The organism is Herbiconiux sp. L3-i23, assembly GCF_023734115.1.
Lineage (GTDB): Bacteria > Actinomycetota > Actinomycetes > Actinomycetales > Microbacteriaceae > Naasia.
The window spans coordinates 2,358,158-2,382,353 of sequence record NZ_AP025737.1; the positions used below are offsets into that span (position 1 = coordinate 2,358,158).

The 24,196-nt window shown below is 70.9% G+C and carries 21 protein-coding genes; 9 read left to right on the plus strand and 12 right to left on the minus strand.

What is annotated here, in order from left to right; all coding sequences use genetic code 11:
* Positions 1–16 precede the first annotated feature (16 nt).
* Complete coding sequence (locus tag NGH83_RS11225; RefSeq protein ID WP_251856339.1) at positions 17–568, plus strand: hypothetical protein; 552 nt, start codon at positions 17–19, stop codon at positions 566–568.
* A gap of 41 nt (positions 569–609) precedes the next feature.
* A complete protein-coding gene (locus NGH83_RS11230) occupies positions 610–2,031 on the plus strand; it encodes an aminopeptidase P family protein (RefSeq protein WP_251856340.1) in 1,422 nt (473 codons plus the stop codon).
* Positions 2,032–2,124: 93 nt separating this feature from the next.
* Here NGH83_RS11230 and NGH83_RS11235 read toward each other — a convergent pair whose 3' ends face one another.
* Entirely contained in the window at positions 2,125–2,625 is a 501-nt protein-coding gene (locus tag NGH83_RS11235; protein WP_251856341.1) for a general stress protein, read from the minus strand.
* 128 nt (positions 2,626–2,753) lie between these two features.
* Here NGH83_RS11235 and NGH83_RS11240 point away from each other — a divergent pair, with 128 nt between their 5' ends.
* The 4 genes from NGH83_RS11240 to NGH83_RS11255 all read left to right on the plus strand — a co-directional run bounded on the left by NGH83_RS11240 (position 2,754) and on the right by NGH83_RS11255 (position 7,058).
* Entirely contained in the window at positions 2,754–4,073 is a 1,320-nt protein-coding gene (locus NGH83_RS11240; protein WP_251856342.1) for a magnesium transporter MgtE N-terminal domain-containing protein, read from the plus strand.
* Entirely contained in the window at positions 4,060–4,659 is a 600-nt protein-coding gene (locus tag NGH83_RS11245) for a DUF1003 domain-containing protein (RefSeq protein ID WP_251856343.1), read from the plus strand. Before NGH83_RS11240 ends, NGH83_RS11245 begins: the two co-directional genes overlap by 14 nt.
* Complete coding sequence (locus NGH83_RS11250; protein ID WP_251856344.1) at positions 4,659–5,813, plus strand: Mrp/NBP35 family ATP-binding protein; 1,155 nt, start codon at positions 4,659–4,661, stop codon at positions 5,811–5,813. The genes NGH83_RS11245 and NGH83_RS11250 overlap by 1 nt, the downstream gene beginning before the upstream one ends.
* A gap of 306 nt (positions 5,814–6,119) precedes the next feature.
* Entirely contained in the window at positions 6,120–7,058 is a 939-nt protein-coding gene (locus NGH83_RS11255) for a LysR family transcriptional regulator (RefSeq protein ID WP_251856345.1), read from the plus strand.
* On the opposite strand, the gene NGH83_RS11260 is transcribed toward NGH83_RS11255, so the two are convergent.
* The 3 genes from NGH83_RS11260 to NGH83_RS11270 form a co-directional block, all read right to left on the minus strand.
* A complete protein-coding gene (locus NGH83_RS11260) occupies positions 7,030–8,439 on the minus strand; it encodes an aminotransferase class V-fold PLP-dependent enzyme (protein ID WP_251856346.1) in 1,410 nt (469 codons plus the stop codon). The two genes, NGH83_RS11255 and NGH83_RS11260, sit on opposite strands and share 29 nt — an antisense overlap.
* Positions 8,436–9,803, minus strand: a complete 1,368-nt coding sequence (locus tag NGH83_RS11265; RefSeq protein ID WP_251856347.1) for an MFS transporter — start codon at positions 9,801–9,803, stop codon at positions 8,436–8,438. Before NGH83_RS11265 ends, NGH83_RS11260 begins: the two co-directional genes overlap by 4 nt.
* 105 nt (positions 9,804–9,908) lie before the next feature.
* Positions 9,909–10,292: a twin-arginine translocase TatA/TatE family subunit gene (locus NGH83_RS11270; protein ID WP_251856348.1), complete on the minus strand. Its 384-nt coding sequence runs from the start codon at positions 10,290–10,292 to the stop codon at positions 9,909–9,911.
* 88 nt (positions 10,293–10,380) lie between these two features.
* Here NGH83_RS11270 and NGH83_RS11275 point away from each other — a divergent pair, with 88 nt between their 5' ends.
* Positions 10,381–11,007 carry an O-methyltransferase gene (locus tag NGH83_RS11275; protein WP_251856349.1) on the plus strand — a complete coding sequence of 209 codons (627 nt, stop codon included), beginning with the start codon at positions 10,381–10,383 and terminating at the stop codon, positions 11,005–11,007.
* A 178-nt stretch (positions 11,008–11,185) separates the two neighbouring features.
* Here the strand turns inward: NGH83_RS11275 and NGH83_RS11280 are convergent, their stop codons facing one another.
* The 3 genes from NGH83_RS11280 to dapE all read right to left on the minus strand — a co-directional run bounded on the left by NGH83_RS11280 (position 11,186) and on the right by dapE (position 13,725).
* A complete protein-coding gene (locus tag NGH83_RS11280) occupies positions 11,186–11,356 on the minus strand; it encodes a DUF3117 domain-containing protein (RefSeq protein ID WP_082474055.1) in 171 nt (56 codons plus the stop codon).
* A gap of 81 nt (positions 11,357–11,437) precedes the next feature.
* The gene (locus NGH83_RS11285) at positions 11,438–12,667 is read right to left on the minus strand and encodes a hypothetical protein (protein ID WP_251856350.1); all 1,230 of its coding nucleotides are present in this window, start codon (positions 12,665–12,667) and stop codon (positions 11,438–11,440) included.
* Positions 12,643–13,725: a succinyl-diaminopimelate desuccinylase gene (gene dapE / locus NGH83_RS11290; protein ID WP_251856351.1), complete on the minus strand. Its 1,083-nt coding sequence runs from the start codon at positions 13,723–13,725 to the stop codon at positions 12,643–12,645. The genes NGH83_RS11285 and dapE overlap by 25 nt, the downstream gene beginning before the upstream one ends.
* 39 nt (positions 13,726–13,764) lie before the next feature.
* Between dapE and dapD the strand changes: the two genes are divergently transcribed.
* On the plus strand, positions 13,765–14,724 hold the full coding sequence (gene dapD, locus NGH83_RS11295; protein WP_251856352.1) for a 2,3,4,5-tetrahydropyridine-2,6-dicarboxylate N-succinyltransferase: 960 nt from the start codon (positions 13,765–13,767) through the stop codon (positions 14,722–14,724).
* Here the strand turns inward: dapD and NGH83_RS11300 are convergent.
* Together NGH83_RS11300 and NGH83_RS11305 are read right to left on the minus strand one after the other, a co-directional pair.
* Positions 14,702–15,583 (minus strand): hypothetical protein, encoded by an 882-nt coding sequence (locus NGH83_RS11300; protein WP_251856353.1) that lies wholly within the window; start codon positions 15,581–15,583, stop codon positions 14,702–14,704. The two genes, dapD and NGH83_RS11300, sit on opposite strands and share 23 nt — an antisense overlap.
* The gene (locus NGH83_RS11305) at positions 15,580–18,192 is read right to left on the minus strand and encodes a DUF4062 domain-containing protein (protein WP_251856354.1); all 2,613 of its coding nucleotides are present in this window, start codon (positions 18,190–18,192) and stop codon (positions 15,580–15,582) included. The genes NGH83_RS11300 and NGH83_RS11305 overlap by 4 nt, the downstream gene beginning before the upstream one ends.
* Before the next feature lie 134 nt (positions 18,193–18,326).
* Between NGH83_RS11305 and NGH83_RS11310 the strand changes: the two genes are divergently transcribed.
* Positions 18,327–20,057 carry an FAD-dependent oxidoreductase gene (locus tag NGH83_RS11310; protein ID WP_251856355.1) on the plus strand — a complete coding sequence of 577 codons (1,731 nt, stop codon included), beginning with the start codon at positions 18,327–18,329 and terminating at the stop codon, positions 20,055–20,057.
* An 812-nt stretch (positions 20,058–20,869) separates the two neighbouring features.
* Here NGH83_RS11310 and NGH83_RS11315 read toward each other — a convergent pair.
* The 3 genes from NGH83_RS11315 to NGH83_RS11325 form a co-directional block, all read right to left on the minus strand.
* A complete protein-coding gene (locus tag NGH83_RS11315; RefSeq protein WP_251856356.1) occupies positions 20,870–22,168 on the minus strand; it encodes a citrate synthase in 1,299 nt (432 codons plus the stop codon).
* A 154-nt stretch (positions 22,169–22,322) separates the two neighbouring features.
* Positions 22,323–22,643, minus strand: coding sequence for a ferredoxin (gene fdxA, locus NGH83_RS11320; RefSeq protein WP_251856357.1), 321 nt, complete (start codon positions 22,641–22,643; stop codon positions 22,323–22,325).
* A gap of 73 nt (positions 22,644–22,716) precedes the next feature.
* On the minus strand, positions 22,717–23,961 hold the full coding sequence (locus tag NGH83_RS11325; protein WP_251856358.1) for an ROK family transcriptional regulator: 1,245 nt from the start codon (positions 23,959–23,961) through the stop codon (positions 22,717–22,719).
* Positions 23,962–24,196 lie beyond the last annotated feature (235 nt).

Below are 24,196 nucleotides of genomic sequence, written 5' to 3' on the forward strand. Positions count from 1 at the left end.
CGTAGGACTGCTCTTCGTGACCCTCACCGAGATCCTTCCGTCGCTGCGACGCAGCATCCCCGATCCGCTCGATTCCGCGGTGTGGCCCGATCACACCATCGCGACGACGACCGACCTTCTCTGCGGCGGCGTCTCGCTCGTGCGCCTCGCCGACCTTTGCGAGACGCCGTGCGTGCACACCGCCGACCGCCGCGTCGCGGGGCCCCGCGCCGACGGACCGCTCAGCCGCGAGCTCTCGGTCGTGGTCGTCACCGTCATCCTCGTCGGCCGTGACCCCGCCGGACACCGCACCCTGCTCGTCGATGCGCTCCTCGACGGCGCCCTTCCGCGGTTCGGGCATGCCCGCCTCATTGGTCGGGCGTCCACCGCGCGGCGGACGCCTGCGGCGCTCCTCCCCCACACCTCCGATGACCGGTGCGGCGATGTCGAGGTCCCGATGCTGCCCGACGATCTCGTCGCGGGCGATCTGCTCGCCCTGCCCTGCCGCGGCGCGCTGCGGCACGGCGACATCGTCGTCGCCGCCCAGGCCGGGACGACGGACACGCCGGGACCCCGCTGCGGGCGATGACGGGAGGAGCGTCCGACTCGCAACCGCGAGACAATGGGGAGATGACGAACGACGCCGAAAGCCCGACCGAGGTCACGACTCCCGAGACCAGCGAGGAGGCGTCCCGCCCGGCGAACTCCAACCGCGCCGCGCCGTGGCCCGCGTCCTTCGCCGGCTACATCGGCAGCGGCTGGGCCGACCGTGTCGACGTCGCCCAGCCCGAGCGCCCCCAGTCGGCGTTCGCGGCCGAGCGTCGACGCCGCCTCTCAGAGGCCTTCCCCGGCCGTCGTCTCGTGATCGCCGCCGGCGACCGCGCAGTGCGCTCGAACGACACCGACTTCCCGTTCCGCGCCGACTCCGCGTTCTCCTGGCTCACCGGCTGGGCCTCCGACGCCGAGCCCGGGTCGCTGCTCGTGCTCGACCCGATCGGCGACGGACACACCGCCACGCTCTACTTCCCGCCCGCGGCGGGACGCGACACCGACGAGTTCTACGCGAATCCCGCCGTCGGCGAGTTCTGGATCGGCGCCCGCCCCACCCTCGAGCAGGTCGCGGCCGACCTCGGCCTCGCCACCGCCGACCTCGCCGGCTTCGAGAGCGGAGCCGACGACCTCGACGCCGCGCACGACGCGATCCTCGCCCGCACCCTCAGCGAGTTCCGCCTCGTCAAGGACTCCTACGAGATCGAGCAGATGCGCATCGCCGTCGAGGCCACCGCGCGCGGATTCGACGACATCGTCGCCGACCTGCCCCGCATCCAACAGCACGCCCGCGGCGAGCGCGTCATCGAGGGCATCTTCAACACCCGCGCCCGCGTCGAGGGCAATTCGGTCGGCTACGAGACCATCGCCGCGTCGGGCCCGCACGCCTGCATCCTGCACTGGACCCGCAACGACGGCCCCGTCGTCGCCGGCGACCTGGTGCTGATCGACGCGGGGGTCGAGCTCGACAGCCTCTACACCGCCGACATCACCCGCACGATCCCCGTCGACGGGCACTTCACCGAGGTGCAGCGGCGCGTCTACGAGGCGGTCCGCGAGTCCGCCGACGCGGCGTTCGCGATCGTCCGCCCCGGCATCCGGTTCGCGGAGGTGCACGACGAGGCCATGAAGGTGATCGCGGCGAAGATCTCGGAGTGGGGCTTCCTCGATGCCTCCGCCGACGAGCTGCTCGACGCCGACGACCAGCGGCATCGCCGCTACATGGTGCACGGCACCAGCCACCACCTGGGCATCGATGTGCACGACTGCGCGAAGGCGCGGCGCGAGCTCTACCGCGAGGGCGTGCTCGAGCCCGGCATGGTGTTCACGATCGAGCCGGGGCTCTACTTCCAGCCCGACGACCTCACCGTGCCCGAGCAGTATCGGGGCATCGGCGTGCGCATCGAGGACGACATCCTCGTCACCGAGGACGGCGCCGAGAACCTCTCGATCGCCATCCCCCGCACGGCCGACGACGTCGAGGCCTGGCTCGCCCGTCGCTGACTCACCCCCGCGAGCGCGGTGTGTTGCTGCGAGTGCGCTTGTATAAACACCCGCGCTGGGAGCAACACACCGCGCTCGCGGGGGTGGCGGACCCTAGAGGGTGGGGGCGGTGCCCAGGAGGTTGCGGGCGCGGCCCGCGCTGTCGGGGTTGACGACCAGGACGTAGCTGCTCGCGAGCACCGTCTGGGTCGAGGTGAAGTCGCGCACCCGCCGGGTGATCGCGTAGCTGCCGATGCCGAACAGCATTCCGAACGCGGCGCCGATCAGCGCCGCCCCGATCGCGGCCGTCAGCGCGCCCGCCGCCTCCGGCGTGAACAGCAGCAGGACGACGCCGAAGAACAGACCGAGCCAGAGTCCCGAGATCGCACCGGCACCGGCGGCGCGCCCCCAGGTCAGCTTGCCGGTGACCCGCTCGACGCTCTTCAGGTCGTTGCCGACGATCGAGACCTCCTTCACCGGGAAGTCCGCCTTCACGAGAGCGTCGACCGCCTGCTGCGCCTCGGCGTAGGTGTCGTAGCTCGCGACCTCCTCGCCCTTCGGCAGCGACGGCTGGAGCGGACGACGGGCGCCCAGGGGTGCGTTCGGCGTGGACATGCCTGACATTCTGCCCGACGCGCGCCGAACCCGACAGGGAGCGGTCCGAGTGAACGCTCTGCGTTCGTCATGCGTCGGCTCGCGCGGTTCGCGACGTCCGTCCGATCCCGGCGAGTAGATTTGACGGTATGAGTGCGGTCAGGATCTTCGTGGCGCGACTGGTCGGCCGCACCGTCTTCGACCCTCAGGGCGACCGGCTCGGCAAAGTCCGCGACCTCGTCGTCGTCTACCGCCGCACCGAGCCGCCGCAGGTCGTGGGGCTCGTCGTCGAGATCCCCGGCAAGCGCCGCGTGTTCCTCTCGATCGGCCGCGTGACGAGCATCAGCTCCGGGCAGATCATCTCCACCGGCCTCATCAACGTCCGCCGCTTCGAGCAGCGCACCAGCGAGGTGCGCATCATCGCCGAGATGCTCGGCCGCCGCGTGGTCCTCACCGACGGCAGCGGCGAGGCCACCATCGAGGACGTCTCGATCGAGGAGTCGGCCCCCGGCGAGTGGGAGGTCGCCCAGCTCTTCGTGCGCAAGCCGAAGACGAGCGCCAGCCCGTTCGCAAAGGGTCAGACGGCGTTCGTCACCTGGAACGAGGTGCGCGAGCGCGCCGCGAAGGGCGAGAACCAGTCCGCGGCGCAGCTGATCGCCACCTACTCGGACATGAAGCCCGCCGACCTCGCGAGCACCCTGCTCGACCTGCCCGACAAGCGCATGGTCGAGGTCGCCCACGAGCTCCCCGACGAGCGTCTCGCCGACGTGCTCGAGGAGATGCCCGAGAGCGAGCAGGTGCGCATCCTCGCCCGGCTCGGCGACGAACGCGCCGCCGACGTCCTCGACGCCATGCAGCCCGACGACGCCGCCGACCTCATCGCGCAGCTGCCCGAGGAGCGCGGTGAGGCGCTGCTCGACCTGATGCAGCCCGAAGAGGCCGATGACGTGCGCAAGCTGCTCGAGTACGCGCCCGACACCGCGGGTGGTCTGATGACCCCCGAGCCGATCATCCTCTCGGCCGACGCGACCGTCGCCGAGGGGCTCGCGCTCATCCGCCGCCACGAGCTCGCCCCCGCCCTCGGCGCCGCGGTGTGCGTGACACTGCCGCCGTACGAGCCGCCGACCGGGCGTTTCCTCGGCATGGTGCACTTCCAGCGGATGCTGCGCTACCCGCCGGCCGAGCGTCTCGGCACGCTCGTCGACCCGTCGCTCGACCCCGTCACCGCCGACGCCCCTGCCTCCGAGGTCACCAGGATCCTCGCGAGCTACAACCTCGTGAGCGTGCCCGTCGTCGACGCGAACAACCGCCTGCTCGGGGTCGTGACGATCGACGACGTGCTCGACCATCTGCTGCCCGACGATTGGCGCGGCGGCAGATCGTCGCGGCAGGTGCGTTCGCGCGCCGCCGCCGCACGCAGAGTCCCGTCCGTCACGACCACGAGGAGGCGCACCGATGGCACGTCCTGAGCAGGCGCCCCGCGCCGATCGCGACTACGCGCTCGACTCCCCCAAGGGCCTCCGCGCGAGCGCCCGCCGCGGCAACCGGATCAGCCGCGACCGATTCGGCCGCTTCACCGAGTTCGTCGCGCGGGCCATGGGCACCCCGGCGTTCCTGCTGTTCCTGTCGCTGTTCGTCATCCTCTGGATGGCGTTCAACAGTTACGCCCCGCAGGGCTGGCGGTTCGACGACGCGGCGATCGGATTCACCGCCCTCACCCTCGTGCTGTCGTTGCAGGCGTCGTACGCGGCGCCGCTGATCCTGCTGGCGCAGAACCGGCAGGACGACCGCGACCGCGTGCAGATCGAGCAGGACCGTCAGCGCGCCGAACGCAACCTCGCCGACACCGAGTACCTCGCACGCGAGGTCGTGGCGCTGCGCCTGCTGGTCCGTGACATGGCGTCGAAGGACTTCATCCGCGCCGAGCTGCGCGCGCTGCTCGAGGAGTTGGACAAGCGCGACGACGCCCTCACCGCGGTCGCCGACGATCCCGCCGACGCCGAGGGTGGCGCACCGGTGCGCCGGGTCGCCGACACCCGACTCGGAGACGCCTGATGAGCATCGACCAGACCGTTCCCGAGGCGCCGCTCGTCACGGCGATCCGCGAGAGGCTGCGCGGGGTCATCGACCCCGAGATCCGCAAGTCGATCGTCGACCTCGGCATGGTCGGCGGCATCGCCGTCGACGACGCCGGCCGCGCCGACGTCGAGGTGCGGCTCACCATCGTCGGCTGCCCCGCCGCCGACCGCATCGAACGCGACGTGCACCAGGCCGTCGCGTCGGTCGACGGGGTCAGCGCGGCGACCGTCGACGTCACCGTGATGACACCGAAGGAGCGCACCGACCTCACGTCGCGGCTCCGTGGCAGCCGGCCCCGCGGTTCGCGGTTCGGGCCCGAATCGTTGACCCGCGTCTTCGCCGTGACCAGCGGCAAGGGCGGCGTCGGCAAGTCGACCCTCACCGCCAACCTGGCGGTCGCGCTCGCCTCGCGCGGCCTCGCCGTCGGGCTGATCGACGCCGACGTCTACGGCTTCTCGATCCCCGGCATCCTGGGCGTCGACCCCGACGCGACGCCGACGAAGGTCGGCGAGCTCATGCTGCCTCCCGTCGCCCATGGGGTGAAGGTCATCTCGATCGGGATGTTCCTCACGCCCGAGCAGCGCGGACAGGCGGTCGCGTGGCGCGGCCCGATGCTGCACCGCACCGTCGCCCAATTCGTCACCGACGTCTTCTTCGGCGACCTCGACGTCCTGCTGCTCGACCTGCCACCGGGCACCGGCGACGTCGCGATCTCCGTCGGCCAGCTGCTTCCGAACGCCGAGGTACTCGTGGTCACGACCCCGCAGAACGCGGCGGCGGATGTGGCAGAACGCTCGGGCACCGTCGCGCGCCAGACCGGCCAGAAGGTCGTCGGCGTCATCGAGAACATGGCGGGGCTGCCTCAGCCCGACGGCTCGATCCTCGAGCTCTTCGGCAGCGGCGGCGGCGCCGAGACGGCACGGCGACTCTCGGCGGGCGGCGAGGACGTTCCCCTGCTCGGTTCGATCCCGCTGAGCGTCGACCTCCGCACCGGCGGCGACACCGGACGGCCGATCGTCCTCACCGATCCGGAGGATCCGGCGGCGAAGGAGATCCTGCGGATCGCCGACTCGCTCGCGGTCAGGAAGTCGAGCCTCGCGGGCAAGGCGCTGCCGCTGTCACCGCGCTGACGCCGACCCGGCGTCAGCGGTTCGCTCGGCGCGACTCAGACGCGGCGGGTGGGGATGCGACGGTAGCCGTCGCGGGCGGTGACCAGCACGGTCGCAACGGCGCCGGTGGCGGCGAGAAGGCCGAACAGAGCGAGAACGACGGATGCGATCATGACGAGGAACCCTCCACGGTCACCCGGAGATGCCGGGCGTCAGCGCCGTTCGAAAGCCGACGCAATCCATAGTGAACCGCTTCTGTCTGTTTAGGACAATCTCATAGTTCTATGCCGACTCATTAGACGCACTTCACCGTTGTAGAGTCGTGCCATGGACGTGCGACGACTGGAACTGCTGCGCGAGTTGGCCGAACGCGGAAGCGTCGGAGCGGTCGCCACGGCGACGCATCGTACCCCCTCCGCCGTGTCCCAGCAGTTGAAGGTGCTGGAGCGGGAGATCGGCACCGCGCTCACCGAACGGCACGGGCGCGGCATCAAGCTCACCGAGGCGGGCCGCGCCCTCGCGCGCACGGCGACCGACATCGCGGTGGCGATGGAGCGGGCCGAGGCGCTGTGGTCGGAGTACATGGGCACCCCGAGCGGTGTCGTGACGCTCGCGACGTTCCCGACGGCCGGTCAGATGTTCCTCCCCGGACTGCTGCGGCGTGTGGTCGAGCACCCCAACGTCCGACTCGTGGTCGCCGACCACGACCCCACCCTCGAAGGCTTCGCGACGCTCGCCCAGGACTTCGACCTCGTCCTCGCGCACTCGCCGACCGGGCCGCGCGCGTGGCGTGGTAGCGGCCTGCAGGTCACCGAGCTGATGTCCGAGCCCCTCGATATCGCGCTCCCGCCCGGACACCGCCTGCTCGAGAAGGACGTCCTGAAGCCCGCCGACCTCGTCGGCGAGCCGTGGATCGGGGTCCCGCTCGACATGCCGTTCCAACAGGTCCTGATCGAGATCGAAGAGATCACGGGCGAACCCCCGCGCGTGCTCCAGCGTTTCGCGGACACCCGCATCGTCGAAGCGCTCGTCGACGCAGGGCACGGAGTCGCGATCCTCCCCCGGTTCACCGCCGGCTCGACGAAGACCGCCATCGGCACCCGGCCGCTGAAGGGCGTCACCGTCGAGCGCCACATCAGCGTGCTGACCCGCCCCGACCGCGCCGAGCGGCCGTCGGTTCAGCTGATCCTTCGGATGCTCGAGGAGGAGGCGTCGATCATCGCCGCGACCAACGGGCTCATCGCGGCGTCGTCACCGAGGCGATGAGCCGCACCAGCAGCCCTTCGACCTGCTCGGGCGGCAGCGCCTCGACGAGGGCGAGCAGCGGCGCGAGCTGATCGGGCAGCGGCCCGTCGAGCGCCGCGGCGACGTCTCCCCCGAGAGCATCCATCGCGTCCGTCGCATCGACCGCGGGCAGACCGCGCACAGAGTCGGCGGCCTGCACGAGCGCGGCAGTCAACTCGGGGAGCACACTCTCGGTCACCGGGGTGACGGTGAGGTGCGTCGTGGCCGGGAGCCGCTCGCCGCCGTCCTGCGCGAACCCGGGCTGCAGCTGCAGCAGCCAGCCGAGTCGTCGCGCGGCATCGGCGAAGCGGTGCGGGTCGACCCGGCGGCCGGAGGGCACCGAAGGGTCGGCGGCGACCGCGAACAGTGGACCGACCGGAGCGCCGACGACTGTAAGACCGTCGATGCCGTCGATGGTCTCGAGCAGGGCGTCGGTCGCTCGTCGGCTGCGCGCTGCCAGCTCGGCGAAGCCGGCCGCGCCGAGCACCTGGATGATCGCCCAGGCCGCGGCGAGCGCAGCGGCGGACTTCGAGCCCAACATCGTCGCGTTGACGACCGGGTAGCCAGGCCACCGGCTGGTCGCGAAGAACTGCGCGTGATGGGTCGACGCGCTCCGGTGCAGCAGCACGCTCGCGCCCTTGGGTGCGTAGCCGTACTTGTGCAGATCGGCCGACAGGCTAGTGACGCCGGGGACCCGCAGGTCCCACGCGGGCAGGGTGTCGTCGAAGGGCAGCGCGAAGCCGCCGATGCACGCGTCGACGTGGCACCCGATGCCGCGCTCCGCGCAGATCGCCGCCACGTCCCCGATCGGGTCGAGGGCGGCGAAGGGATACGAGGGCGCAGAGATGACGACCAGCGCCGCATCGGGACCGAGCCGCTCGACGACCTGCGCGACCTCGACGCTGCCCGTGCGCGCGGACACGGGCACGAGGTCGAGGTGGAGCCCGAAGTAGTGCGCCGCCTTGTGGAAGGCGGCGTGCACGGTGGTCGGAGCCACGATCCGCGGAGTCCCGACCCCGCCGTTCGCCCGCCACATGTCACGTGCGGTCTTGACCGCGAGCAGGCAGCTCTCGGTGCCGCCGCTCGTGACCGATCCGACGGTGCCCTCGTCGCCGCCGAGGAGCCGACGCGCGAAGTCGATCACCTCGCCCTCGAGCACCGCGACCGACCCGAACGTCGTCGGGTCGAGTCCGTTGACGGGCTGCATCAGCCGAGCCGCCGCCGCGGCGAGCTCGTCGATCTCGGCGAGACCCGAGTCGTAGACGTAGCTCAGCACATGACCGCCGTGCGTCGGGGCGTCGTCGTCGCGCAGGCTCCGCAGCCGGGCGAGCACGCTCGCCGCTGTCGTCTCGAACTGCGTCACAGGGTGCCCTCCGATGCGAGTGATCCCCGCCGCAACCGGTAGCGGCTGAGCGCCAGAAGGCTCAGCCCGATCAGCACCGCGGGGACGATGCTGAAGCTCACCACGATGCCGAAGACCGCCTCCGGCGATTGGACCACGCGCTCGCCCGCGACGCTCTCGACGTAGCCGGAGAGTGCGAGGACCAGCGTGAGGGCGGTGGAGCCGAGAGCCATCCCGGTGGTCTCCCCCGCAGTCCAGACACCGCCGAAGGCGCCGGCCCAGCCGGGACCGCTCGCCATCGCGTCGTCGGCGATCACGTCGGGGAGCATCGCCATCGGCAAGGACTGCATGCCCGCGTACGCGGCGCCGGCGATCGCGACCGGCAGGTAGACCCAGGGCCCCGGCGCCCACGCGAGGGCGAGGAGCGAGAGCGCAGCGACGGCGAAGACGATGCTCGCCAGGGCGAACCCGCGCTCCTTGCCCACGCGGCGAGCGACCGCGCCCCACGCGGGTGCGAACAGCAGCGCCGGGGCGATCAGCGCCACGAACAGGAACGTGACCGCGTCTTCGGAGTCGAGCACCCAGGTGGCCACGTACTGCGCACCGGCGAGCATCATGCCCGTCGCCAGCGCCTGCACGGCGAAGACCGCGAGCAGCGCCCGGAATGGGCGGCTGCGGCGCAGCACCGCGAACGACCGACGGTATCCGTCGACCGTGCGAGGGCGGGTCGCGGCGAGCTGCTTCGGCCCGCGGGGCGCCACTCCCGCGGACGCGAGCATGCCCGCCGCCAGGACGGCGCCCGCCACCACCGCCATCACGAGATAACCACTGCGGGCGTCGCCGCCGAGGCCACGGAGCACGGGCCCGCCCGCACCGAAGAGCAGGATCGCGAAGGTGAGCACCACGACCCTCCAAGTGAGCAGCCGGGTGCGGTCGTCGTAGCCGTGCGCGATCTCGGCGGGGAGCGCGATATAGGGCACCTGGAAGACGCTGAACGCGGTGGCGGTGGCGACGAAGGCGATGAGCACCCACACCGCCGCCGCGTCGGGGCCGAGACCGCCGGGCACGGCGAAGGTCGCGACGAACAGGATCGGGATCGCGAGTCCGCCGGTCACGAGGAAGCGCCTCCGAGAGCCGGTGGCGTGCAGGTCGGCGTCGCTCGCCGTGCCGATGATCGGGTCGATGATCACGTCCCACACCTTTGCGAGGCCGACCACGAGCCCGGCGACGAGCGCCGCGACGCCCAGCGTGTCGGTCAGGTAGTAGACGAGCACGAGACCGGGCAGGGTGCCGAACCCGCCCGTCGCAATCGATCCGATCGAGTAGCGCACGATCGTCGCGCGCGAGAGCCGACGGGTGGAGGAGGGCGCATCATCGACGACCATTGCCGCAGTGTATCGACGCGGCCGGTCCACGCCAGCGCATCCGCGGCGGTGGCGGACGCCGGAGGCCGGAAGGCCCGGAGACCGAACAGCGAGGAGAACGGGAGGCTAAGTCGCTTCGGAGTCGAACGCCGCCGCGGCGGGTCTCGATGTCGTCCCCTCGGACGACGACGATGCCGACGCCGGCGGACGCACCGGACGCGGCGCAGACGGGCTCACCCGCTTGACCGGCGCGGGCGCCTCGTCGGTGAGCGCCTCGCGGATGATCCGGCGCGGGTCGTACTGACGCGGGTCGAGCTTCTTCCAGTCGACCTCGTCGAACTCGGGGCCCATCTCGTCGCGCACGCGGGTCTTCGCACCGTCGGCGAACTGCTTCAGCGAGCGCACCATACGACCGAGCGCCGACGCCGCCTGCGGCAGCCGATCGGGCCCGAGGAGCATGACGGCGAGCACTCCGATGAGGAGGAGCTTCTCGAAAGTCAGCCCGAACACTCCTCAACAATAAGGCCGCCGGACCGGGTGCGGACCGCGACGGCCGTTCCCCAGGAGGAACGCGGCCGCGCCCAATAGGCTGGGGGCGATGTCTGAGAAGGAAGTCAACTGGAAGTACGCCGACGACCTCGTCGTCGAGCCCGAGCCGATCGCCGCCGCGCGCCAGCACGCGCTCGAACTCGGCATCGACGCCGTGTCCCCCGCGGTCGGCGCCCAGCTGGCGCTGCTCAGCGCGGCAGCCAAGGCGACTTCCATCATTGAGATCGGCACCGGGACCGGCGTCTCGGGTCTCTGGCTGCTGTGCGGCGCCCCGAAGGCCACGCTCACCTCGATCGACGCGGACCCCGACCACCATGCCGTCGCCCGCACCGCGTTCACCGAGGCCGGTTACGCGACCGGCCGCGTACGCCTCATCGCCGGTAAGGCGCTCGACGTGCTGCCGCGGATGAACGAGGAGTCGTACGACCTCGTGCTCCTCGACGCCGACCCCGAGAACGTCATCGAATACGTCGAGCACGGCCTGCGTCTCGTGCGTCGCGGCGGCCTCGTGCTCGTCGCCGGTGCGCTCGCCGGCGGCGATGTCGCGAACCCCGCGAAGCGCGGTGCGATCGCCACCGGATTCCGCACCCTGCTCGATGAGGTCGCCTCGTCGAGCGCGGTGCTCAGCGCCCTGTCGCCCGCGGGCGGCGGACTGCTGCAGCTCGTCCGACGCTGAGCGTCTCGCGCTGAGCGATCAGCACTGAGCGATCAGCGCTGAGCGGCCGGCACAGCGCCGGTCCATGCAGGGCCGACTGGTACGAGGCGAATCAGCACAGGTCCGGCCGATACAGGGCGCGGGCACGACGAAACGCCCCGAGGCTTACGCACTCGGAGCGTTTCGAGAAGTCAACGGATCAGGCGGAGACGACGGCGGCGAGCGCGTCGTGCAGCTCCTTCGCCTCGGCGTCGTTCACGGACACCACGAGGCGTCCCCCGCCCTCGAGCGGGACGCGCACGATGATGAGGCGCCCCTCTTTCACGGCCTCCATCGGCCCGTCACCCGTCCTCGGCTTCATTGCGGCCATCGAGTTCCCCTTTCGAAAGGATGTGAGCCATTATCCCGTAGACCGCCGACTTCCGCCAAAACACGGGGTAGCGCGCCGGGGTCAGGGCGTCGACCACCAGTGGGACACCGGCCCCCACGTCGCGTAGAGCCAGGCGAATTGCAGGATGAGGCTCGCGACGACGATCCCCACGCGGTAGATCGGGTTGCGCGGCTCGGCGAGCGCGGCGGCGAACGGGAACATCGGCATCAGCAGCCGGAGCAGGCTCGACTGCGGGAAGAACACGGCGAAGAGGTAGAGCCCGTAGGAAGCGAGCCACAGCCGTAGCTCGATGCCGAGTCGCCGCACCGGCGGGAGGAACAGCGCCCCCGCGAACGCGGTCACCACCGCGACGACAACGAACGGGCCGAGCGTCTCCCCCACCCAGAACGGCGCCGCCTGGAACCAGGGCGCGAACGGCAGGAGGTGCTGATGCCCGATCCACGCCGCCCGCCAGGCCAACTCGGTGTCGGTGTAGGCGGTGATCGATCCGGTCACCGCCCAGGCGATCAGCAACCAGGCGAAACCGGTGATCCCGCTGAACACGGTCACCGCGGCGACCACGATCCGCTCGCGCATCGCGAACTCTTCGCGCTCGCGCCGCACGAACCGGTACAGCCAGTAGAGACCGAGGGCCAGCGCGAGCGCGAGCCCCGTCGGGCGGGTCAAGGCGAGCACCGCGATGGTCGGGAAGAGCAGACCCCAGCGGCGCCGCGCCATCAGGTACAGCGCGAGGGCGAGGAAGAACAGCTGCATCGACTCCGCGTACGCCATCTGCAGCATGAACGACAGCGGAGACACCGCGAAGAGGGTCACCCCGAACAGTGCCGTCCTGTGGCTCTGCCGGAGGCGGAACAGACGGTAGATCGTGACGGCCGCGCCGAAGCCGAACCCCATCGACACCAGCCACGCGGCGACCGGCCAGGCCAGCGTCGTCACCAGCGAGACCGCCGAGACGATCGCCGGGTAGAGCGGCATGAACGCCCACTGGTTCTCGGCGACGTATCCGGACGCGTCGAGGGGCAGCTGGCCCGGGTAGCCGTTCGCGGCGATGTACCAGTACCACTGGCCGTCCCAGATCGCGGAGTACTCGAAGAACCCGGGGTTCGCGCCGGCGCGGGACGCCGGCGTCAGCTGCGGGCGGATGAGCAGCATCGCGATCGTCGTGAACGCGCGCGCGGCGAGATAGACGGCGACGACCTGCAGAAGCGGGTGTCGCGCGGCGACGGCGAGCGGCCCGCCCGCGCGCGGCTCTCGCGGGGCTGAGGTCAGCGGGTCGGAGCCGACAGCCATGCGCGCAGTCCGCGTTCGCAGTCGGTGATCTGCGCGAGCGGCACCCGTTCGTCGTCGGCGTGCGCCTTCAGCGGATCTCCGGGGCCGTAGTTCACCGCGGGGACGCCCAGCCGCGAGAAGCGGGCGACATCGGTCCAGCCGTACTTCGGCATCGGCTCGCCGCCCACCGCGGCGACGAACTGCTGCGCGATCGGCGCATCGAGCCCGGGACGGGCGCCGACGGCGAGGTCGACGATCTCGATCTCGTAGTCGCCGAACAGCTCGTGGATGTGCGCGACCGCGTCCTCGCCCGACTTGCTGGGAGCGAAGCGGTAGTTGATGTGCACCATGCACTCGTCGGGGATGACATTGCCGGCGATTCCGCCCGTGATGCCGACCGCGTTGAGGCCTTCGCGGTAGACGAGACCGTCGACCTCGACCTCCTGCGCCTGATAGGCGGCGAGCGTATCGAGGATGGGCGCCGCCTTGTGGATCGCGTTGTCCCCGACCCACGAGCGCGCCGAGTGGGAGCGGAGTCCGCGAGTGCGGATCTCGGCGCGGAGGTTGCCGTTGCAGCCGCCCTCGATCTCGGACCGCGTCGGCTCGCCGAGGATGGCGAAATCACCGGCGAGCAGGTCGGGGTGCGCCTGCGAGAGCCGGTTGAGCCCGTTCTTGGCCTCGGAGACCTCTTCGTGGTCGTACCAGATCCAGGTGATGTCGACGACGGGGTCGACCAGTTCGGCGGCGAGCTTCAGCTGCACGGCGACGCCCGCCTTCATGTCGACGGTGCCGCGACCCCACAGGTAGTCGACCCCGTCGATGGTCTCGAACCGGGTCGGGACGTTGCCGTTGATCGGCACCGTGTCGATGTGACCGGCGATGACGACGCGCTGATCGCGGCCGAGCGAGGTGCGCGCAACGATCGTGTCGCCGTAGCGGATCACGTCGAGGTGCGGGAACTGCCGCACCGTCGCCTCGATCAGATCGGCGAGGGGGCCCTCGCGGTCGCTCACCGAGTCGATGTCGCAGAGGGCGCGCGTGATGTCGATGGACGAGGCGGACAGATCGATGACGCTCACCCGTCAACCCTACTTAGGAAGCTTCACTACCCTTGATGCGTGACCAAGAACGCGCGTCCCGCCTGGGGCTACGGCCTCGCCACCATCGCCTCCGACGGAACCGTCCTCGACACCTGGTTCCCGGAGCCCGCCCTCGGCGAGCTGCCCGCGGGACGCGACCGGTGGATCGTCCCCGCAGCGATCGCGCAGCACGCGGGAACCGATCCGCGACGCGACGTGCGGATCGAGGCGGTCACCGTCGAGATCGACCTCGATCGTGCGCCCGCATCGACCTCCGACGCCTATCTGCGCCTCCACCTGCTCTCGCACACCCTGGTGCGCCCCAACGACCTCAACCTCGACGGCATCTTCGCGCAGCTGCCGAACGTCGCGTGGACGACCGCGGGGCCCATGCATCCCGACACGGCGGCGACGTCGGTTCCCGCCCTGCGTCGGCACGGCATCCAGGTGCAGGGCATCGACAAGTTCCCGCGCCTCAGCGACTACGTCACTCCCCCGCGCGTGCGCATCGCCGACGCGTCCCGTGTGCGGCTCGGGGCCCACCTCGCCCCCGGCACCGTGGTGATGCACGAGGGCTTCGTGAACTTCAACGCCGGCACGCTCGGCAGCTCGATGGTCGAGGGTCGGATCTCGCAGGGCGTCGTCGTCGGCGACGGGTCCGACATCGGCGGTGGGGCCTCGATCATGGGCACCCTGTCGGGCGGCGGCAAGGATCGCGTCCGCATCGGCGAGCGGGCGCTGCTCGGCGCGAACTCCGGCATCGGCATCTCGATCGGCGACGACACCGTCGTCGAGGCGGGCCTCTACGTGACGGCCGGGACGAAGGTCGTGCTCGCAGGCTCGGCCCCGACGGCGGACGGGTCTGCCCAGGTCGTGAAGGCGCGCGAGCTGTCGGGGGTGCCGAACCTGCTGTTCCGACGCAATTCGCTCACGGGCGCCGTCGAGGCCGTGGCCCGTTCCGGCGAGGGCATCGCGCTCAACGCCGCGCTGCACCTCTAGGCTGCCTGCGGCTGACAGGGTGCCGCCCGCGGTCGCACCGGATGTACACCCCGAGGAAGACCACCAGCGACGCCGCGATGACGGCGACGAACAGCGTCGTCGCGGGTCGGCTCCAGTCGAGCGCTCCCCCGCCGACCACGAGGGCGCCCGCCATGAAGCAGAGGCTGACGATCTCGGCCTGCAGGAGCAGGCGGAACGCACTCCACCGTTCATCGACGACGAGCCACAGGTTCACCATGCCGGGCAGGGTGAGCACGGCGCCGATCACCCGGCCGGTCAGCCGCGTGATCGGCCACGCCCACGTCTCGAGGAAGAGGCCCGGGAATGCGTAGAGTGCGAGCCCGGCGAAGAGCGAGCAGGCACCGACCGCGATGAGCAGCGTGCGAACTCCGACGGGGATGCGCATGTCGACATCGTCGGCCCGTCCGTCGTCGCGACCCCAGTTGCGCAGTCCCGCGACGAGCACCAGCACGGGCGTCACGGCGTAGACGCAGGCCCAGGTGATGAACGAGATGTGGCCGTGGTGGAAGCGGTCGAAGTGCACGACGGTGGCGACGGCGAGCAGGGTGGCGAAGACGAGGACGGCGGGGAACCCGTACTTCACCCGGTGCCAGCCGCGCCCGCGGAGCACGACGAGGAAGTACCAGATGCCGCCGAGGTACGCCGACCCCAGCAGCATGGCGGTGAGCGGCGGGTCGATGGTCCACGCGAAGAGCGCCTCCGTCTCACCGGCGAAGACGTAGAGCAGGACGCTTGCGACGGCCAGGAACGGCAGAACGGCGAGCGCTACGAGCCGCGTGAGCAGGCGGATGTCGTCGTGCGTCGGGGTCTCATCCGTCGTGTTCGCCGCCGCGTTCATGCCCGCTGCGCTTCCGTCGCCGCCGGCTCGGACGGTGGGGGCGATCCGCGTCCGAGGGCGAGGTCGACGGCGTCGTCCGCCGTCATCCGCCGCCCCGCGCTTGAGGCGGCATCGAGGGCGTCGCCGCCACCGTTCTCCCGGATCCGATCGATCAGCACGGTGTGGAACATGAACTCGGCAGGGTTGAAGCTGCCGATCTGCTCGCGCAGCAGCTGGGCGGCGCCGAGCAGACGGCCTGCCCGGTCGATGTCGCCCGTCGCGGCGGCGAGCCCGACGAACGCCTCGAGGCCATAGGCCACGCCCTCCATGTGGTGGGAGCGCACCGAGAGCGCGAGGGCCTGCTCCATGGCGACGCGCGCCTCATCGATCCGTCCCGTCGTGAGCAGCACCCAGGAGCGGTGGTTGACGGCGATCGCGATGCCGAGATCGTCGCCGCCCGCCTCGGCGCACTGCTCCGCCTCCTCGAAGGCTCGATTGGCCTCGGCGATCTCGCCGCGGGCGATCTGCACCCTGCCGAGCGTGACGAGCGCCATCGCCTCGCCCCATTCGTCGCCGGAGCTGTGGAACAGGCTGATCCCGGTTCGCAGGATCTGCTCGGCCGCCAGCGGATCGGGCGGGGTCACCGCCAGCTTCGCGAGCGCCAGCGACACGAGGGCGAGCGCCTCATCGGCGGGCGCGCCCTCCCGGTGGAAGAGCTCGGCCGACTCGGTGAGCCCCGCCTCGATCCAGTCGGCCGGGCGCTGCCAGAAGCTGATCGCGCAACTGAAGTAAAGCGCGATCGCGCGCGTCAACGGTGAGATCGCCTCGGCGGCGAGCATGCGCTCCGCCCAGTCGCGCACCTCGCCGAGGTGCCCGGCGAGCCACCAGTAGCTGTACAGCGCCCACGCCAGGGTGGCGGCGCGGTCGGCGTCCCCGGTGTCGAGCAGGAAGAGCACCGCGGCGCGGAGATTGCCGTGCTCGGCGGCCAGCTCGTCGACGGCGTCGCGCTGGGTGACCCCCTCGAGCCGCGTCTCCATCGCGACGGCGTGGGCGAGGTAGTACGCGGCGTGCCGCGCCCGCACGGCGTCGACCGTCCCGTCCTCGCCGAGGCGCTCGAGCCCGAACTCGCGCACCGTGGACAGCAGCACGAAGTGGGTCCGGTCGCCGTCGTCGACCTGACGCAGCAGGCTCGCGTCGACGAGGGCGCCCAGCTGGGCGAGGACGGCGAGCCCAGCGTCGACGACCGCTTCGGCGGCGGCCAGCGAGAACGGTCCGGCGAACACGCCCAGCGTCTCGAGCGCCTGCCGCTCGGCGGGTTCGAGCAGGGCGACGCTCCAGGCGACGGTGCCGCGCAGTGTCCGCTGGCGCTCGGGCAGGTCGCGTCGTCCGCCGCCCTCGACGCCGAGTGGCGACGCCAGCCGCGACCTCAGCTCCCTCGGGGTCAGCAGGCGGGCCTGCGCGGCCGCCAACTCGATGGCGAGAGGCAGACCGTCGAGCGCACGGACGACGGCGTCGATCTCGCCCATCTCCGCGACTCCCGGTTCGAAGTCGGGTTTCACCGCGCGCGCCCGATCGATGAACAGAGCGACCGCGGGCGACATCGCCGCACCGTCGGGGCGGTCGAGCGCGAGGGGGTGGATCTCGACGTTGCGCTCCCCCGCCACGCGCAGCAGGGTCCGACTGGTGACGAGGACGCGCAGGCCAGGCAGCACCTGGAGCAGTTCCGAGATCGACGCGGCCGCGCCGAGGAGCTGCTCCAGGTTGTCGAGCACCAGAAGCATCCGACGACCGGACAGGGCGAGCACCAGCTTGTCGCGCAGCGGCAGATCGCCGGTGTTGCGGACACCGAGCGCGCCCGCCACGACACTGTCGACGAGGCCCGGATCGGTGACCGCACCGAGCGGCACGAACGCGACGCCGCCGGGGAACTCTGAGCGCAGCGTCCGGGCGACCTCGAGCGCGACCCGGGTCTTGCCGACCCCGCCCGGCCCGGTCAGCGTCACCAGGCGAGCGGGCCCCGTCAGCAGGTCGGCGACGGCGGCGATCTCGCGCTCCCGTCCGATCGTCTCGGTGAGCGGGGCCGGCAGCTCGGGAGCGGAGACGAGAGGCGCGTCGTCGGCGCTCACCTGGCGCAGGCGGCTCTCGTCGAACCTTTCCGCGAGAAGCACCGCCAGGTCGGCGGAGAGCAGCTGCGCCAACTCGTCGTCGCCCGAGAAGTACTTGAACGACGCGCGATCGTCGGAACGCACCCGATCGAGCAAGGCGACGAGGCGCGGCTCGCGCTCGGTCGTCTCCTTGACGTAGATCAGTCGCGGCATCTCCGCCGGCACCAGGTTGTACTCGTCCTCGAGCCCCGACACTTCCTCGCCGGGCGCTACCCACCCGTACTTCTGCCAGTAGATCCCGACGAAGACGTCGCTCTGCTCGAGGTAAGCCCGGTACAGGTCCCGCGGCGGATGCGGGCGCGCGCCCAGCTCGAACATCACGGGGGCGGCGCCCAGGCGTTCGAGCGCCGACCGGGCCGAACGGCGTTCCGCGGCGAGCTCTTTGAGCGTCGAACTGACGAAGACCCGCAACCGCCGATCGGGCGTGCGGATGGCGGTCGCCTGGTGCACGGACCGCCCGTCCATGGCACACAGTGTGGCCTCGTGGGAGCGCCGCGTCCACCGTCCGGGGGCAAAAAGGAGGGGCGTTCCGGGCGCGCCGTGCGAGGGAGTACGCTCCGGCTCATCGACGATCCGACCCTGGTCGATGGGAGGCTCCGATGACATCGGACGCCATGGCCGACACCCGAACGGTCATCATGTTCAGCAGCACCGACGACGCCGTGCGCCGCGCGGTGACGGCAGCGCTCGAGCGCCGGTACGGCGGCGAGTACACCGTGACTGCGCTGCCCGATCTCGACGCGGTCACCGGGGCGGTGGACGAGCTCGCCGACGCCGACGACGGGTCTCGGATCGGGTTGCTGATCGTCGCCGTCGAGGATGCCGACGGCGCGGCGGAGTCCGTGCTGCGGCACGCCCGCGACCGGTTCCCCGGGGTGCGTCGCGCGGTGCTCGTCCCCTGGGGCGGGTGGGCTGATCCGGTGTGGACGGAGCGGGTGCTGACGCTCACCGCGGCGGGGCATGCCGACTACTACCTCGTGCGCCCCACCAGCGAACCGGACGAGGGGTTCCACCGATCCGTCACGGAACTGCTGCAGGAGAGCGCGCGAGCCGACGGGACCGTCTCGAGGACGACCGTCATCGGCGATGACCATGTGCCGCGGACCCACGAGCTGGCCGCACTCGTCGCCGGTGTCGGCGCCCGCCCCAAGGCGGTCTCCCCGTCGTCAGAGGAAGCGGCCGCGCTGCTGCAGGCGGCCGGCACCGCCTACGCGGGCGCCCCGCTCGTCGGGCTGGTGGACGGCCGGCTGCTCGACGACCCGAGCGACGCGGAGCTGATGGACGCGTTCGGCCTCTCGACCCGGCTGCCGGAATGGGACGTCGCCGACGTCGCGATCGTCGGGGCGGGGCCGGCCGGGCTCGCCGCCGCGGTGTACGCCGCCTCCGAGGGGCTTCGCACCGTCGTGATCGAGAGCGGTAGCCTCGGCGGGCAGGCCGGTACGAGTTCCCGCATCCGCAACTACCTCGGCTTCCCCCACGGCGTCTCCGGCGCGGAACTGGCCCAGCGCGCCTACCAGCAGGCGTGGATGTTCGGCGCCCGCTTCGCCCTGGCGCGGCGCGCGTCGGCGCTGACGTGGGAGTCGGACTTCCTCGTCTCAGACCAGACCGGCGACGGGGTGCGCGCCCGCGCCGTCGTGATCGCGTCAGGGGTGACGTACCGGCGGCTCGAGCTCGGCGCCTTGGCTCCGTTCGTCGGCAGCTCGATCTTCTACGGCGCCTCCGCATCGGAGGCGGAACGGCAGGCGGGGAAGTGCGTCCACGTGATCGGCGGCGGCAACTCCGCGGGACAGGCCGCCCTGCACCTGGCGCGGTACGCCCGCCAGGTCACCCTCATCGTCCGCGGCGAGCGTCTCGCCGACAGCATGTCCGCGTATCTCGTCGACGAACTCGCGGCGGCCGGCGTGCATGTCGTCACCCGGGCGCGCGTCGTCGGAGGCGGCGCCGGATCGCGGGAAGGCGGACTCGATCACATCGTCATCGGCCACCGGGTCACCGGTGAGCGGGCCACCGTGCCGAGCGACGCGGTGTTCATCACGATCGGGGCGGCACCGCACACCGGCTGGCTGCCCGACGAGGTGCGCCGTGACCGGTGGGGCTCGGTGATGACGGGCATCGACGCGCTCCGCTCCGCGGGCGACGAGTGGGATCTCCCCCGCGATCCGACGCCGTACGAGTCGAGCGTGCCCGGGGTCTTCGCCGTCGGCGACGTGCGCCGCGGTTCCGTGAAGCGGGTCGCCTCCGCGGTCGGCGAGGGCTCGGTCGTGATCTCGTCGGTGCACGCCTACCTCGCGGAACGCCGCTCCCCGGCCCCCGACCTCGCCCCGGTGTGACGGGAGTCGGCGCTGCGCTCTCGATGCGGCGCTGGCGCGCCTACTCGACGACCGGGTCGGGACTCGTGTTCTTCGTATCGCTGCGCTTAACGAGCGGGGTGCGCACACCGGTCGTCGAGTAAGCGGAGCGCACCGAGACGGGTCGAGTAAGCGAAGCGCACCGAGACCACAGCGCTGCGGTGCGACCGGCGCCCTTCGTATCGCTTCGCCCATCGGGCGGGCCCTACCCCGGTCGTCGAGTAGCGACGAAGGAGCGTACCGAGTCCCCCGCGCAAGCGTGCGCCATGGGCCCAGGGTCGAGTAAGCGAAGCGCATCGAGACCACAGCACTGCGGTGCGACCGGCGCCCTTCGTATCGCTTCGCTCAACGAGCGGGCCCACCCCGGTCGTCGAGTAAGCGAAGCGCATCGAGACGGGTCGGGTAAGCGAAGCGCACCGAGACCATGCCGGTGTGCTCTCGATACGCTCGTCCCTCGCTACTCGAGCCGTTTCGATACGGCGCTGGCGCGCCTACTCAACGACCGGGTCGGGAGTCGTGTTCTTCGTATCGCCGCGCTCAACGGGCGGGGTGCGCACACCGGTCGTCGAGTAAGCGGAGCGCATCGAGACGGGTCGAGTAAGCGGAGCGCATCGAGACCACAGCGCCGACGTCCGGGACTGCGCTCTCGATGCGCTCGTTCCTCGCTTACTCGAGCCTGGGCCCACCGCGCACGCTTGCGCGGGGGACTCGATAGGCGCTGGCGGCCCTACTCGACGACCGGGATTGACGCTGTGCCCTTCGTATCGCTGCGCTCAACGGGCGGGGCCCGCAGGTCAGCGGTTCAGGTGGCGCTCCGGGGGGCCCACGTAGAGCTGCTGGGGACGGCCGATCTTCGTGCCCTTGTCGGCGCCCGCCTCACGCCAGTGCGCGATCCACCCGGGGAGGCGTCCGATCGCGAACAGCACGGTGAACATGCGGCTCGGGAAGCCCATCGCCTTGTAGATGACACCCGTGTAGAAGTCGACGTTCGGGTACAGCTTGCGCTCGATGAAGTAGTCGTCGGCGAGCGCGATCTGCTCAAGCTCCTGCGCGAGGTCGAGCAGCTCGTCGTGGATGCCGAGGGAGGCGAGCACCTCGTCGGCGCTCTCTTTCACGAGTTTCGCGCGCGGGTCGTAACTCTTGTAGACACGGTGGCCGAAGCCCATCAGCCGGACGCCTTCCTCCTTCTTCTTGACCCGCTCGACGAACTTCGCGACACCCTCACCGGAGTCGCGGATCTGGCCGAGCATGCCGAGCACCGCCTCGTTGGCGCCGCCGTGCAGCGGGCCGTACAGGGCGTTGATGCCCGCCGAGATGGAGCTGAACATGTTCGCCTCGGTCGACCCGACGAGACGGACCGTCGAGGTGGAGGCGTTCTGCTCGTGGTCCTCGTGGAGGATCAACAGACGCTCGAGCGCCTTCGAGAGCACCGGGTTCACCTCGTACTCCTCGGCCATGGTGCCGAAGTTGAGGCGCAGGAAGTTGTCGACGAAGCTCAGCGAGTTGTCCGGATAGAGGAAGGCCTGTCCCAGCGTCTTCTTGTGCGCGTACGCGGCGATGACCGGCAGCTTCGCGAGCAGACGGATGGTCGACAGCTCGACCGCCTCGGGGTCGCGGGGGTTCAGCGACCCCTCGTAGTAGGTGGAGAGCGCCGACACCGCCGACGAGAGCACCGACATGGGGTGCGCGGTGTGCGGCAAGGCGGCGAAGAAGCGCTTGAGGTCTTCGTGGAGCAGCGTGTGACGGCGGATGCGCTCGTCGAACTCGGCCAGCTCGCTCTCAGTGGGGAGCTCCCCGTAGATCAGCAGCCACGCGGTCTCGAGGTAGGTCGAGTGCGACGCCAGCTCTTCGATCGGGTACCCGCGGTAGCGGAGGATGCCCTGGTCGCCGTCGATGTAGGTGATCGCCGAGCGGGTCGCCGCGGTGTTGACGAAGCCGGGGTCGAACGAGGTGAGCCCCGTCTGCTTCGTCAGCGTCGACAGGTCGATGCTCGATGCGCCGTCGACGCTGCGGAGGATCGGGAACTCCGCGGTTCCGTCCGGGGTGGTCAGACTGACGGTCTCGGTCTCAGTGCTGCGTCCGTCATCGCCCACGGCGCCTCCTCGGGGATCTGCTCGAGTGAAGTGTCGCCGATGACTGTTGGCTCCCTCGGCGACCGTTACAGCCTAGAACGTCGTCCCGGCAATCGTGACATCGGACAACGCTCGGGCCGTTCGCTTGGCCCTCTCCGCCGAACGGGGCGTCTTATTATTCGCCCTGCGGCGGCAGAGCCGAGACCAGCGCGTGGTCCTTCGGGATCACACCGACCTTCGCGGCGCCGCCCGGCGACCCGAGGTCGTCGAAGAACTCGACATTGGCCTTGTAGTAGTCGGCCCACTGGTCGGGCAGGTCGTCCTCGTAGTAGATCGCCTCGACGGGGCAGACGGGTTCGCACGCACCGCAGTCGACGCACTCGTCGGGGTGGATGTAGAGCATCCGGTCACCCTCGTAGATGCAGTCGACGGGACATTCGTCGATGCAGGCCCGGTCTTTGACGTCGACACAGGGCAGAGCGATCACATAGGTCACGAGAGGTACGTCCTTTCCCGTGTTCAGTATTTCACTGTCGGCGCGCCGTTCCTGACCGGACGCCGTGCCCGGCTCACCAGGCGGCGAGCTGCTCGACCTCGGCGACCTCGGGCTGGGCGATGCGGCGGGTGGCGGCGGGGTCGTCGAGGATGCGGTCGAAGACCAGCTCGGCCGCACCGATGAGCAGCATGTCGAATCCGAGGGCCGACGCCTTGATCTCAACGCCGCGGAAGGCGCCCTGCAGCGACTTCGCCGCGAGGGCGTTGTGCAGATGCTCGGGCGCGGCGGCGAACAGCGAGGCGAGGAATCCGCCGAGCACGATCAGCCTGGTGTTGAGGATGTTGACCGCGTTCGACAGCGCGACGGCGAGCCGATCGAGCTGGACCTCCACCACCCGACGCACCCGCGGGTCGGTGGAGCCGAGGAGCGCGGATTCGAGTTCGTCGGGGCCGGCCTCGTGCAGGTCGAGCACCTCGAGCAGCGCCGACCGGGTCACCTCGGCCTCGAGGGTCCCGCTCATGCCGGCCGAGTCGGTGCCGTCGCCCTGATTGGTGCGGACGTGCCCGAAGGCGCCCGCATAGCCGGAGAAGCCGCTGACGGCCGCTCCCCCCGCGATGATCCCGCCGCTGATGCCGTTGGCGCCACCGTGCAAGTAGATGAGGTCGTCGATCCCCCGGCCCACGCCGAACTGGCGCTCGGCGAGGGAGCCGAGGCGGGCGTCGTTGTCGGCGAGCACCGGGTATCCGGTGATCTCGTGCAGTCGACCGGCGATGGGACGCGCCCAGCTGACGTGCGGGGCGAATGTGACGCTGCCGTCGGGGCCGTGCACCATGCCGGGCACGGCGACGCCGATGCCGGCGACGAGGTAGTCACGGTCGAGTTCCGAGCGCATCCCGTCGATGAAGGCACCCGAGAGCTCCACGGCGTGCTCGGCGCTGCGCGTGGGCGGCAGCGAGTAGCGCACCCGCCGGATCACCTCGCCGCCGAGTGTCACGATGCCGATCGCCACGGCGCCCACCTCGGGGTTGACCGCGATGGCGACGACGCGCTTGTTGGGTGCGACGACCCGGCTCGGGCGCCCCGCCTGCGCGTTGCTGTTGGGCACCCGCTCCTCGACGAGCCCGAGGTCGAGCAGCTCCTTGGTGAGCGCGCCGATCGTCGACTTGTTGAGGCTCATCAGCTGCGCGAGACGAGAGCGGGAGGTCGGTCCGTCGCGGTGGACCGTGCGCAACAGGACCGAGAGGTTGTGTCGGCGGATGTCCTCGTGGGTGCTGCCGTGGGAGTGATCGGCGGCGGTGAACGGGATCAGTGGGGCCACAGAACCCTTCCTTCGTTTGCGGTTCGACCGCGGGTCGGCGCGCCGGGGCCGCGATGGGCGCCCGTGGGCGCGTCGACGGCGACGGTCGTATTCCGTGCCGAGAGTCGCCCCAAAGGGACACATCGGCACGATGCGCAACTTATCACAGCGACGCACGCCGGCGATCGGCCGCGCTGACCCGTGTTTCCGGGCCTCCGAGCCAGGAGTCGGAACCAAGGTCGGGCCATCGGCGACA